Source organism: Amycolatopsis sp. PSD-21 (assembly GCF_055561455.1).
The window spans coordinates 4,164,437-4,176,797 of record NZ_CM145712.1 but is presented as its reverse complement, the minus strand read 5'-3'; the positions used below and the strand labels follow the sequence as shown (position 1 = coordinate 4,176,797).

At 70.5% G+C, this 12,361-nt stretch carries 10 protein-coding genes; 3 read left to right on the top strand and 7 right to left on the bottom strand.

The annotated features are described in order from the left end of the window. The first annotated feature begins 64 nt into the window (after positions 1-64). Positions 65-1,453 carry a Gfo/Idh/MocA family protein gene (locus ACZ1DY_RS19755; RefSeq protein ID WP_257487285.1) on the top strand — a complete coding sequence of 463 codons (1,389 nt, stop codon included), beginning with the start codon at positions 65-67 and terminating at the stop codon, positions 1,451-1,453. Between the two features lie 203 nt (positions 1,454-1,656). Here ACZ1DY_RS19755 and ACZ1DY_RS19750 read toward each other — a convergent pair whose 3' ends face one another. Next, positions 1,657-2,439 carry an adenylate/guanylate cyclase domain-containing protein gene (locus ACZ1DY_RS19750; protein ID WP_465485296.1) on the bottom strand — a complete coding sequence of 261 codons (783 nt, stop codon included), beginning with the start codon at positions 2,437-2,439 and terminating at the stop codon, positions 1,657-1,659. Between the two features lie 227 nt (positions 2,440-2,666). On the opposite strand from ACZ1DY_RS19750, the gene ACZ1DY_RS19745 reads away from it, so the two are divergent. Together ACZ1DY_RS19745 and ACZ1DY_RS19740 are read left to right on the top strand one after the other, a co-directional pair. Then, entirely contained in the window at positions 2,667-3,263 is a 597-nt protein-coding gene (locus ACZ1DY_RS19745) for a DUF6801 domain-containing protein (protein WP_257487287.1), read from the top strand. Between the two features lie 85 nt (positions 3,264-3,348). Then, positions 3,349-4,164 carry an MBL fold metallo-hydrolase gene (locus ACZ1DY_RS19740; protein ID WP_465485295.1) on the top strand — a complete coding sequence of 272 codons (816 nt, stop codon included), beginning with the start codon at positions 3,349-3,351 and terminating at the stop codon, positions 4,162-4,164. Here the strand turns inward: ACZ1DY_RS19740 and ACZ1DY_RS19735 are convergent. The 6 genes from ACZ1DY_RS19735 to ACZ1DY_RS19710 are packed head-to-tail and all read right to left on the bottom strand — an operon-like array spanning position 4,157 to position 12,317. Beyond that, positions 4,157-5,470: an MFS transporter gene (locus ACZ1DY_RS19735; protein WP_126736974.1), complete on the bottom strand. Its 1,314-nt coding sequence runs from the start codon at positions 5,468-5,470 to the stop codon at positions 4,157-4,159. The two genes, ACZ1DY_RS19740 and ACZ1DY_RS19735, sit on opposite strands and share 8 nt — an antisense overlap. 21 nt (positions 5,471-5,491) lie before the next feature. Further along, the gene (locus ACZ1DY_RS19730; protein ID WP_257487289.1) at positions 5,492-6,337 is read right to left on the bottom strand and encodes a DUF3592 domain-containing protein; all 846 of its coding nucleotides are present in this window, start codon (positions 6,335-6,337) and stop codon (positions 5,492-5,494) included. A gap of 9 nt (positions 6,338-6,346) precedes the next feature. Continuing rightward, positions 6,347-6,874, bottom strand: a complete 528-nt coding sequence (locus tag ACZ1DY_RS19725; RefSeq protein ID WP_126736976.1) for a hypothetical protein — start codon at positions 6,872-6,874, stop codon at positions 6,347-6,349. 58 nt (positions 6,875-6,932) lie between these two features. Beyond that, positions 6,933-9,950: an ATP-binding protein gene (locus tag ACZ1DY_RS19720; RefSeq protein ID WP_465485294.1), complete on the bottom strand. Its 3,018-nt coding sequence runs from the start codon at positions 9,948-9,950 to the stop codon at positions 6,933-6,935. A 1-nt stretch (position 9,951) separates the two neighbouring features. Further along, a complete protein-coding gene (locus ACZ1DY_RS19715; RefSeq protein ID WP_465485293.1) occupies positions 9,952-11,007 on the bottom strand; it encodes a hypothetical protein in 1,056 nt (351 codons plus the stop codon). Further along, on the bottom strand, positions 11,004-12,317 hold the full coding sequence (locus ACZ1DY_RS19710; protein WP_465485292.1) for a hypothetical protein: 1,314 nt from the start codon (positions 12,315-12,317) through the stop codon (positions 11,004-11,006). Before ACZ1DY_RS19710 ends, ACZ1DY_RS19715 begins: the two co-directional genes overlap by 4 nt. Between the last annotated feature and the right edge of the window lie 44 nt (positions 12,318-12,361).

Here is a 12,361-nt window from a genome sequence, read left to right as displayed (position 1 = left end):
TGACATATCCGGCGGCGATTGGACAAGGTCTGGGCACCGAAGGCGACACGAAGGAGTGTTCTTCATGGCCGACCTGCCCTCAGTCTCCCGGCGGACACTGTTCGGTGGCGCGCTCGCCGCCGGGGCGCTCGCCGCGATCCCCACGAGCGCGACCGCCGCGGAAGAGGCGGAAAGCGCGCCCCGCCGTCCCGGCCAGCGCAGCATGATCGGGGTCCCGTTCGAACGGCACCAGACCGTCCGGATCGCGCTCATCGGTCTCGGCAACCGCGGCATGTCCATGATCGGCGGGTGGAGCGCCGTACCGGGCGCCGTGGTCACCGCGGTCTGCGACATCCGCGCCGAGCGCGCGAAGGCCGCCGCGGACAAACTCGCCGCCGTCGGGCGCCCGCGCCCGGCCGAGTACGGCGGATCCGCCGACGCCTACCAGAAGATGCTCTCCCGCGACGACATCGATCTCGTCTACATCGCCACCCCGTGGGAGTTCCACTACCCGCAGGGCAAGGCCGCACTCCTGGCGGGCAAGCACGTCGGCGTCGAACTGCCCATCGCCACCGAGCTCGACCAGCTGTGGGATCTCGTCAACACCAGTGAGCAGACCCGCAAACACCTGTTCCTCGCCGAGAACTGCAGTTACGGCCGCAACGAACTGGCGATCCTCAAGATGGCGCACGCGGGTGTCTTCGGCGAGGTCACCAACGGACACGGCGGTTATCTGCACGACCTGCGCGAACTGCTGTTCTCCGACACGTACTACACCGACGCGTGGCGCCGGAAGTGGCACACCCGCAGCACCGCGAGTTTCTATCCGATGCACGGTCTCGCGCCGATCGCCGCGTGCATGGACGTCAACCGCGGCGACCGGTTCGCCACGCTGCGCGCCACAGCGACCGAGCCGAAGGGGCTCGCCGACTACCGGAAACGCCACATGCCGCCGGGTCATCCGTCGTGGAAGGAGACCTACGTCAACGGCGACCTGGTGACCTGCCTGATCGAAACCGAGCAGGGGCGGATCATCCGCGCCGAGCACGACGTCAGCTCGCCGCGTCCGTACAGCCGCATCAACAGCCTTGCCGGCAGCCGCGGCATCGTGGAGGACTACCCCGCCCGCATCTACGTCGAGCCCGACCACAGCGGCCACGCGTGGAAGGACTTCGGCCCGTATCGCGAACGCCACGACCACTGGCTGTGGAAGAAGCTCAAGGACGACCCGAACCTCGGCGGGCACGGCGGCATGGACTACGTGCTGCAGTGGCGGATCGTGCAGCAGATGCGCGCCGGGCTGGTGCCGGACATCGACGTCTACGACTCGGCGGCCTGGTGCTCCCCGGTGCCGTTGAGCGTGGTCTCCCTCGCTCGCGGCGGGAAGCCGGTCGCGGTGCCGGACTTCACGCGCGGTGGCTGGACGAAGCCCCGGCCGGGGCTGGACTCACAGCCCTCGGAGATGCCCGGCTAGGAGTGCGGCCATTCGTCGGGTAAGGCAGCGGTGGCACGTTGCGAAAGCCACTTTCGCAACGTTGAAGGTTGCGAAAGTGGCTTTCGCAACGTCTGCGGGGACCGCGAGAGCGACGGCGCGTGTCCCGAAAGTGGGCTTTCGCGACGCGGCCTCACCGCGATCCGACACGTTGCCTTAGCCCTCAAGACAACACGACTGACCACTCACGAGGAGTACCGAGGCACGACCCGGTAGACACGGAGGTCCTTCGGGGTCCCCTTGGCGCGGAAACTCCGGCGCGGTCGCACGATGACCGCGCCGGGGTCCAGCTCGTCGACGACGCTTCCGCTGGCCAGCACCTCGTCGCCGTCGGCGGCGGCCATGATGCGGGCGGCGATGTTCACGTCGACGCCGAGGTAGTCGTCGCCGACCCGCCGCGGATTCCCCCGATGAAGCCCCGCGCGCAGATGCGGGAGATAGCCCTCGGCCTTGATCACACTGACGGCGGAGCACGTCTCGTAGGCGGCGTTCACCGCCTCGCCCGGATCGGCGAACACGGCCATCACGCCGTCGCCGAGTCCCTTCACGATGCTGCCGCGATGCCCGGTGACGACCGATTCGGTCACCTCGGCGACCGAACGCAGCAGCTCCAGCACGCGCTCGTCCCCCGCCTGCAACGCCCAGGTCGAGAAGCCGACCAGATCGGTGAACAGCACCGTGATCCCGTCCGCGGACACCGGCGGCGCGCCGGACCGGCGGACGGCCTGCCAGGCCTGCACGGCGGCCAGGCCCAGCTCGCGGGTGGCACTGGGCCGATCCGCGCCCGCCTCGGCGAGCAGCCGGGCGAGCCGGTCGGACGAGCGGCCCGTCGACGGCGCCAGCGGGTCACCCGGGACCAGCCCGCGGAGGAACCGCGCCCCGCGCACCAGTTCGCCGCGCTGATCCGTCGCGCGCAGGAACCTGCGGGTCCGGCGGTGCCACGGCTCGGGTCGTTCGGTCACGATCAAGACACTAGCCCGCTCGCCTCGCGGCCGTCGCACCTGTCACCGAGGTGACAAGAATGCCGCCGGAATTTCCCTTTCCGCCTCCACGTGACAATTACCGAACTAGCCATTCCGCCTATACATGACAAGATCGAAGCGTAAAGAAAACGCGAGAGATCTTTTCCTTTCCTCGTTGGTGACTTTCCACCTACATTCGGTTTCGAGCCCATTCAACGACGAAAGGACCAGACATGACGAAAACCCTCGTACGGAAGGGTGTTCGGCGGTTCTGCGCGGCCGGGATCGCGGCCGCGGTCGCCGGGACGGTCATGCTCGCCGCGGCGGGAACCGCTGCCGCCGTCGAAAAGAATCTCACGTACAAGGGCGGCTTCCCCATCATCGGCGACCAGAAGGTGGCGGTGGTCGTGAAGGCGGAAATCCCGGCGGCCGCGAAAGCCGGGGAGCCGGTTTCGGTGCCGTTCACCCTCGACGTCGACGCCGGTCAGGCCGCGGGCGACGGGCTCCGGCTCGTCGGTGCCAAGAAGCTCTCCGGCACGATCAGCTCGAAGGTGAACATCGCGCTCGGCGAGCAGAAGATCTCGATCCCGATCGAGCTGCCGATCCCGGACACCGAGGTACCCGCCGAAGGACCGCTGAAGTTCACCGCCCAGGGCAAGGTCGACTTCACCGTCCCCGCGGGCACCCCCGCCGGTGAGGCGACCAGCAGCGTGGACGCCGCGGCGACCTCGCATATCGTCACCGACAGCTCGCTCGGCGAGTTCGACGTCCAGCTCGCGCTCGACCCGCCCGACCAGGACGCCGTGCTCGGCAAGACGACCATCAGCTGATCCCCGCGTCTTTCCCCCGGCTCGGCGAGCCGGGGGAAAGACGCGTCTTGACCTCCAGCGCACTGGAGGTCGCAAGCTGTCGATCATGTGGATTTGCGACAGGTGCGGTATCGAACATCCCGCCACCCCCGAGCCTCCCCGGTGCGTTCTCGACCGCGGCGAGGTCGGCATCGAGGAAGCCGGCGACCTAGGCGCGCACACCGGCCGCTGGTGGACGCACGAGGAACTGATCTCCGCGCCGCACAAGACCGTGCACCGCGATCACGGACGCGGCTTGCACAGCATCAAACGGGAGCCCAACTTCGCGATCGGGCACTGGTCGTTCATCGCGGTGACCCCGGCGGGCACCCTGCTGTGGGATCCGCCGTCCTGGTTGGACACCGAGGTGCTCGACGTCGTGCGCGGGCTCGGCGACGTCGCCGTGATCGCCACCAGCCACCCGCACATGTTCGGCGCCCAGCTCGGCTGGAGCCGCGCGCTGGGCGGGGTCCCGGTGCTGGTCAACGAACGCAACCGCGAATGGCTGCCCGCCCCCGATCCGGCGTTCGAGTTCTGGGACGAGCACGTGGAACCCTTGCCCGGCCTCGAACTGATCCGGCTCGGCGGGCATATGCGCGGCAGCGCCGTGGCCAGGACGCCGGACGGCAGCATCCTGGCCGGGGACACGATCTCGGGCGGGCTCGCGCCGGACTGGGTGTCGTTCCAGCGCAACTTCCCCAAGCACATCCCGCTTTCGGGGGCCGTGGTGCGACGGATCGTCGACCGGCTCGACGAATTCGCCTACGACCGCCTCTACACCCTCGGCGGTGACACCATCGACCGGGACGCCCGCGCGGTGGTGCGCCGAAGCGCCGAAACCCATATCCGGTGGGTGAACGGCGACTTCGACCACCTCACTTGATCGCGCGTTTGTCCTTCCCGCGGAAGGTCAGCGCGATGACACCCGCCATCGCCATGAAGAACGCCACGGCCCACATCCCGGCGCGGAAACTCCCGGTCAACCCCTGCAACCAGCCGGTGAGGTAGGGGCCGACGAAGCCCGACAGGTTGCCGAAGGAGTTGATCAGGCCGATCCCGGCGGCGGCGCCGACTCCGGTCAGGAAGGCGTTGGGCAGCTGCCAGAACACCGGGATCGCGGTGAACACGCCGACCGCGCAGAGGGTCACCGCGATCATCACCCACAGCGGCGAGCCGAGATACAGCGCGCCGGCGATCGCGACCGCGCCGACGAACGCGGCGATGGCGACATGCCCGGCCCGTTCGCCGGTGCGGTCGGAATGGCGGGCCCACAACACCATGGCGACGGCGGCCACGGCGTACGGGATCGCCGTGATGAGCCCGATCTCCACGATGCTGTAGTTGGTCTGGAACTGTTCCTGGAAGCCCTTGATCACCTGCGGGAGGAAGAACGCGAGCACGTAGAGACCGAAGATGATCCCGAAGTAGACGGCGCTCAGCGCGAGCACGCGCGGGTCGGTCAGCGCCGATCGGGTGCTCACCTCCTTGCCGACCTCACGGACGTCTTCCGCGTCGATGGCCGACTGCAACGCCGTGCGCTCCCCCGGGGTCAGCCACTTCGCGTCCTTCGGTTTGCTCGGCAGCAGGAAGAACACCGCCACGCCGAGCAGGATCGAAGGCACCCCTTCGGCGAAGAACATGAAGCGCCAGCCGGCGTCGAAGCCGAGGACACCGTCGCCGTGCTTGATCAGCAGGGAGGAGACCGGGCTGCCGATGACCGACGAGAGCGGCACCGCGAGGAAGAACAGCGCGACGATCTTGGCTCGCTGCTTACGCGGGAACCAGTAGGTCAGGTACAGGATGATGCCGGGGAAGAACCCGGCCTCGGCGATCCCGAGCAGCACCCGGACGATGTAGAAGCTGACCTCGCCCTGGATGAACGCGGTGGCCGAGGCGACGATGCCCCAGGTGACCATGATCCGCGCGATCCAGATCCGGGCGCCGACCTTGTGCAGGATCACGTTGCTGGGCACTTCGAAGAAGAAGTACCCGACGAAGAACAGGCCCGCGCCGAGCCCGTAGGCGGCCGAGCTGATGCCGAGGTCGGCGTTCATGGTGAGCGCCGCGAACCCGACGTTGACCCGGTCCAGATAGTTGAGCAGATAGAGCAGCCCGAGTAACGGGACCAGCCGGATCATCGCCTTGCGCACCGCCGGGGCGGTGGACACCTCTGCCGTCTGTTCGTCCATCCGCGGGAGTGTAGAGGGCGATCAGAACAGCGGAGGCAGGAACGCACCGAAGTTTCCTCCGGCGGCCCGATCGGCCGGATCCGGATCCACCTGGACCGTGTCGGGATTCCGCGGGTCGTAGGTGACCTTCACCGTCGAGCCGCGGGCGGGGGCCTGCAGCGGCGGGGTGATCATCGTGGTCACGACGGTCCGCTCGCCGCCGTCCGTGGGGAACCGGACCCGCACGGTGAACCGCGGATTCCCCATCACCCAGACGTTCGTGAACTCGACGCCGAGCACCTCTCCGAGCACCTGCCTGCCGGTCTGAGCGAGTGCCTGCGCGCGGTCGTCCGCCTCCGCCTTGGTGACGAACGCCCGCCCCAGCACCATGATCATGACCAGCGCGGTCACCCCGGCCACCGCCGGGACCAGATACGGCTCGTAGTAGACGATCCAGTCCACTTCGGTCCATGGTTCGGACGGCAGCCGCTTCCCCACCGCCTCGGGTGGCGTCCAGGACGGGATCGCGACGCCGCTGCCCAGCGCGATGCCGAGGGACGCGGCGAGGCTGCTCGCCCGGAAGCCGACACCCATCCCCCGCAACGACATCCCGCCGCCCCACAGCATCGCGAACCCGAGCGACGAAGCGACCGTGATCGAGACGCTGAAGAACAGGACGAGCGAAACCGCCGGGCCCGCGTCGGGCCCCCACGCGTCGACGCGGTTCAGCGACATCAGCCGGAAGCCGTCCAGCAGCCCGAGTGCGCCCGACCAGCCGACCGCCGCCCAGGCGAGCGTCGTCGGCACGCCGAGCAGCCACAGGCGCAGGCCGGGACGGCGGTTCTGCCGGGGGTCTCCCGGCAGGCCGAACTCGAAGGTCCCGAACATCGCGGTCACCTACGCGATCGGGCCGAACACGGCGACCTTCGCCGGGTCGGCGGGGTCGACGCGGGCTTCGTGGCGGGTGCCCGGCGCGTACTGCTGGATCGTCGCCAGCGGCGTGATCAGCTGCGTCACGGTCCGGTACGTGGTGCCGTCGGCGCGGGTGACCTCGAGTGTCGCGGTGTACTGCGCCTGCCCGGCGATCTTCCGGCCGGTCGGCTCCAGCTCGCGGATCACCAGGGTGGCGGGCTCGCAGGTGTCGTAGAGCCGCCGCAATTCGGTGCCGTAGGCCTGGAGTTCCTGCTGCTGACGCAGTTGCTCGTCCATCGGCAGGGCCAGGAACGCCGCCATGTCCGGGTCGGCGTTCAGGCTCCGGAAGGCCTGCGCGGCCAGCTGCGGGGTCGGCAGCTGCGGGGTGATGTCGTGGCCCTGCGCGGCGGCCGCCTGCCGGAACTGCTCCGCGTGGCGCTGGAAGTCCTGCGCGCCCCGCGCCATGCCCTGCTGCGTCGCGTCGTTGATCTTGTCGCGGATCTTCTTGAACATCGGGTGCCGCCTCTCGCCGTGTCGTTCGTGCTGGACACAGCTTCGGCGGACCGGTCCGCTACCGAACCCAGGTTTTCCCGTCGTCGGTCGCGTCGAGGCAGGTCAGCGCCGCCCAGAAGACCGGCGAGGCCGCGGGTTCGGGCTTCTCGCGCCAGCGGGCGAGCCGGGACCGCTGCCAGGCGCACAGTTCGGTGACCGGATCCTCGCCGGCGAGCGCGGTGTCGACGGCGATGACGAGTTCGGACATCGGGTCCGAACCGGGCACGGCGGCGGAGGTCGGCAGCGCCCAGACCGTGGCGGCGACCAGTCCCGCTCCGGCGGCGACGGCGGCGAGCAGTACTCCGAACGGTTCGGCCAGGCCGAAATCGCTCGCGCTGGCGCAGCCGATCAGCGCCACCCGTGCGGGCATGGTGTCCATTTCGGACAGTGCGAGATCGGCGGCGGTGAACGGCCGGTGCGTTCCGATCGGCGCGGCGGTGCCGGGAAGATCGGCGGAACAGGACAGATGCAGCGCGGTCTGCGCGCCGTACTCGTCGCGGACCCGGCTGACGTGCCCGACGAACACCAGCCGCGAACAGGGGCCGGCGAGGAGTTCGGCGAGCAGACGGCGGTCGGTGTCGGTGCGGCGGACCAGATCGAGCCCGCGTCCGGCGGCGGGCAGGACGGGGCCTTCCGCGAGCCGCGCGTCGAGGTGGCAGATCAGTGGCGACGCCGGCTCCTGCTTGCCGAGCACGGAACCCAGCTCGCCGAACGCACTCTGGCCCGGGATCCGCGGGTCGAGCAGGTAGATCGGCGGGCCGTCGGCGGCGGGCGGACGGCGCGGGATCGCGGCCGGGGCGAGCAGCGAGACGTCGGCGACGTCGAGAACGCGCTCGTCACCATCGAAACAGAGGCCGATCTCGTCGATCTCCAGCACGTGGCCGGCCCGCCGGTCGGGCAGGGCCAGCAGTCCCCACGGGACACCGGCCAGGCTCGGAGACGGCTGGATCCGCAGGAGCGGGCGGGTTTCGGCGCGCCGAAGCCTCTCGACCAGGTCCGCGGGCAGAAGGTTGAGGGCGAGGACACGCGCCAGGCGTTGCTCACCGGCGAAGCTGCCGAAGGCGTCTTCGCTCAGTGAGCGGCGGACGGCGTCGGCCACGCTCTCGCCTTCCCGCGGTGTGGGGGACGCGGCGTCCAGGCACTGGCGAGCAGTCGCGACCAGGGCGAATTCGATCGGATGGGTGTGGACGGTGTCGAGGTCCTCGGTGGTCCGCCAGGTGAGGAAAGTGTGGCCAGCGTCGGCGTACCGCAGGAGGAACGTCTCGCGTCCGGGCTTCGCGGACGGCCAGGTCTCGACGGTTTCGGCGACCGCGCGCGGCAGCCGATACCGCTCGGCGGCGAGCCGGAGCCACGGGTCCAGCTCCATGGGCGACGAAGGTGACCAGCGCAGCGCGGGTGGCGGGGCGAGCCGCAGCGGAAGCGACGACGTCACGGAACCCAGTGCCGCCAACGGAAGTCCTTCGGCGACCGGACCCACTTCGAGAGCCGGCAGTCCGCCGGTGAGATCGAGCGAACGACCCTCCACGCCCGTGTACGCCCCGACGGCGCAGGTGCGCTCGATCAGCTCGGCCGCCAGCCTCGGTTCCTGGAGCCGGGCCAGCAGCGCCATCAGCATTTCGGTCGCGGGCCCGGCGACGTCGCGAGCCCAGGCCGCGCGTGCCTGCGGCGAGGTGAACTCGAACCGGTACTCCGCCGCCGCGAGCGCCAGCGGGAGCAGCAGATCCAGCACGGCCGGGAGGTCTTCGCCGTGGGCGAAGCCGATCGTGGCCGCCACGAAATCCGTGTGCAGGCGGTCCGGCCAGTCCCCCGACGTGCGCGTCGACTCCCGGGCCCGGGTCACATGGTCGTTCGCCCTCGCCCAGTCGCCTTCGGCCATCGCGCAGCGGGCCAGCGCCACGTCGAGACGCCGCAGGCCCGGAACGTCGGCGTTGGCCGTCCAGATCTTTCCCGCGTGCTCGAACTGCGCTCTGGCCTGCGCGACGTCACCCGCCATCAGGAGCAGGGTGCCCAGCGCGTGGCTCGCCTCCGCGACATCTCCGTTCAGGCCCGCGTCCGCGAGTTCGTCGCGGGCGGCGACGATCGCGGCGACCGCTCCGGGGAAGTCACCTCCGAAGGCCCGGTCGGCCGCCAATTCGATACTCGCCCTTGCGGCCAAGGGACGGCCTTCGTGCTGCGCGCTCAGCCGCAGAAGATCCGCGCGCGCGTCGGCGTCTTCGCCACCCGCTTGCCGGACACGGGCCCGCTCGGCTCGTGCCATCGCCTGCAGCGCCGCCACTTGCCCGCGGACCTCGTCGATCTCCGCGATGGCGTCCAGCGCCGCCAGGATCTCCTCGATCGCGGCCCGCGCGCTCGCCATGTCCCCGGCGGCGATCTGGACGCGCACGTCGAAGATCCGCAGCTCCAGTTCGTCCGCGCCGTGCACGTCGAGCAGCTCGGGCGGGTACTGGTCCGGCCCCTCGGCCTTGCGCAGCGCCGCCCGGTGGCGTTGCCCGGCGATCAGCTCACGCGCCTTGGCGACGTCACCCTCCTCCGTGCACAACGAGATGAGCACGCGCTCGGCGACCTCCCGGGAACCTTCGATCATCCGGAGTTCGACATACTGTCCATAGTGGACAATGGCGGTGGTGCTCACCTTGAAGGCCTGGAGGACGGCCTCGGCACACTGTCTCGCGTTGCGGAGGTCACCCGCCGAATAGCAGACGGTGGCCAGGTCGCTGACGGCGGCGAGGTCCAGATCCGTCCGGTCGAGCCGCTGCGCGATCTCCCGCATCTTGCCGTACGCCCGGTGCGCGCCGGCGACGTCCCGGGTGACGGCGAGTCGTTTGGCCTTGTCCTGGAGCTTGACCGCGTCGACGAGCAGCTTCCGGTACTGGCGTTCCGACAGCGAGCACGCGGGCAGCTCGCCGTACGGTGCCGGGTCGAGCCCGAAATACCGCGCGACACAGCGACAGTTGTAGCCGTGCGAGGTCGCCGGACCCAGCTCTGGCGGGAGCGGCCGGTCCGGCCGGTTCCGGGGCGGTGGCATGCCGACGAGCACGTCAGAACTCCTCGTCGGCGGAAGCGGCCGCCGCCCGTTCGGCGAGCGTCCTGGCCGCCGGAGGACGCGCCCGGACGAGCGCGACCACTTCGGCCCGGTCTTCCACCGTGGTCCCGGCGACGCCCTCGTCCGCGACGCCGACGGCGACCGTGATCTGTCCACTATGGACTCCGGCGGCCAGCCTCGTCGCGGTTTCGTCCAACTCCGCCGTGCCGGAGAAACGCCCCGGGCCCAGCTCCAGCGGCACCTCGGCGAACAGCTCGCCCGCGTGCCTCGCGAACGCGGTGATGGCCGCGTCGGCGAACGCGCCCGCGACGACGACTTCGAGCCTGGCGGCGGCCGCGGCGGCGACGATCCGCCAGGTCACCGTGTCCTCGCCGGCGTCCAGGATCCCGGGTGGGACCCGCGCCCAGTCGATGCTCGCGTGTCCGGCCGCCAGTACTCCTTCGCCGGGTGCGAGCGGATCGAGACCCGCGGCCAGCGCGTACGCGCGTTGGCCGGGTGTCGCCTTTTCCAGCCGTGCCGACATTTCCGCCGCGGCCTCGGCGCGCACGACGTCGTCCTCGCCGTCGAACCAGGCGGCGAGACGGGCGCACAGTCCCCGGACTTCCTCTGCGACCGGCGAGGCCGCCGCCAAGAGGGCGTCCTCCGCGATCGCCGCGTCGAACAACTCGGCCGGGGAAGCTTCGAACCCGTCGAGAAGACCTTCGGCCAGGTCCTCGACGTCGGCCGTCGCGACCGCCGTTTCGAGGTCCAGCAACGCCGGGTCCAGCGAAGGAATCCCGAGCGACGGGCCGGCGGGCCACCAGCGACGGAGCCACAGCAGCAAGGCGAGCCTGCCGAGTTCCGGCCGGGCGGCGACTTCCGCTTGGCCTCGGCCGAGTGCGACGAGAGTGGCTTCCGGGCCGACGAGCCGGGTGAGCCACGGTTCGGCGACCCCGGCATCTGTGAGTTCGACGTGCATCGTGGCGGTACGGCCGGCGAGGAGGTCGGCCAGGGCGAAGCGGATGAGCGCTCCGTCGGCCGCGATGACGGGTGTGTGCACCGGATGCGTCACGACACGGCCTCCAGATCCGGCAGCCGGGCCATGAGCGCGCGCCGCACCTTCGTCCGCAAGTCCAGCGAGGTCGAGCGGACCACCCCGGTGACGAGGTCGCGTACGTCGGAGGCATCGGCGGGCAGATCGCCGCGGACGTCGAAGCCGTGCAGCCGGACCCACAGCCTGCCGAGGAAGTGCTTGGCGAACTCGCGAAGATCGCGCAGGAGTTCGGCGTCGGGCCGCGGAGTGAGCGGCGTGGCACCGGCCAGGGCTCGGCGTGCGTGCAGGACGTACCCCTCGCGGGCGACCTGCGCATTGAGCTGCCGCGCGAATTCGGGAACCTCGGCGGGAGCCGTGCCGTCGAGCGGCCGAAGCGCGGGCGCGAGGACGACACCGAGCGCGAAACACGCGGCCAGCGCGGGTAAACCGAGCCCGAATCCGGCGGCGACCCTGGTGAGTTCGTCGTCGACGAGGTCTTCGACGGAAATCCGCTCGTCCGGCGGAAGACGGCGCAGGGTCGCGCGTACCCGCCGCTCGACACTGCGCTCCAGGAGTTCGGTGCCGATTTCGCCGCTGCGGTTCAGCGGCGGGACGGCGGTGCGATCCCCGCGCTGCAGACCGAGATCCGGTGTGCGCCGCCCGGAAATCCCTTGGACGACTTCGCTCAAGGCGCGGGCTCCGCCCGGCTCCCGCAACATCAATCCGAGAGCGTGCCCGGCGGCCGAATCGGCGAGAGCACGCCAGGTGGAGTCGGAAAGCCCGTCGACGAACGCCCGGAGCGCGGTGATGTCCTGTGGTACGGCGGTTTCGGCGTGCCAGCGGCGCCGCAGTTCGGCGGTCAACCCAGCCGAGTGCCGCGGATCGGCGAGGTACGCGGTGAGCTGATCGACGCCTACCGCGCCGCCCTCACCGTGCAGGTCCCGCAACGCCGCCGCGGCCGTCTCCGCCGCGTCCGGTCCCGGCGACCCGAACCCTGTCGCCAATTCGTACGCCAGCGGGAAACACACGTCCTGGACGTTGCCCGCCGTGATGCGCAGAGCGCGGCGCTGCCGTTTGAGGTGGGTGAACCACGCGGCCGTCGCGCGCAGCCTGTCCGCGTCGGCCAGCAGCATTTCCGTCAGCTCGGCCGCCGTGGCCGGATCCAGCACCGGGCGGCCGAGCCGGGGCCGCGCTGCGGTGCGGATCACCAGCGGGTCGATGATCTTCTTGATCGTCCGGGTCAGCGGGCCGCCGTCGGCCGAGGACAGGACCTCGACACCGCCGATGCGTTCCCAAGCCTGCGCGAGAACGGCCGAACGCAGCCGGGACTCGTCCGATCCCCTGGTCACTCGCCCTCCCCACGCTCCGGCCGCAACTCTAGCCGAGGGACCGT

Bases quoted from the DNA above. Each gene is read 5' to 3' on its own strand.
- ACZ1DY_RS19725 (WP_126736976.1), bottom strand. From the start codon at position 6,874: ATGTTCAAGAAGATCCGCGACAAGATCAACGACGCGACGCAGCAGGGC.
- ACZ1DY_RS19735 (WP_126736974.1), bottom strand. From the start codon at position 5,470: ATGGACGAACAGACGGCAGAGGTGTCCACCGCCCCGGCGGTGCGCAAG.
- ACZ1DY_RS19730 (WP_257487289.1), bottom strand. From the start codon at position 6,337: ATGTTCGGGACCTTCGAGTTCGGCCTGCCGGGAGACCCCCGGCAGAAC.
- ACZ1DY_RS19755 (WP_257487285.1), top strand. From the start codon at position 65: ATGGCCGACCTGCCCTCAGTCTCCCGGCGGACACTGTTCGGTGGCGCG.
- ACZ1DY_RS19745 (WP_257487287.1), top strand. From the start codon at position 2,667: ATGACGAAAACCCTCGTACGGAAGGGTGTTCGGCGGTTCTGCGCGGCC.
- ACZ1DY_RS19740 (WP_465485295.1), top strand. From the start codon at position 3,349: ATGTGGATTTGCGACAGGTGCGGTATCGAACATCCCGCCACCCCCGAG.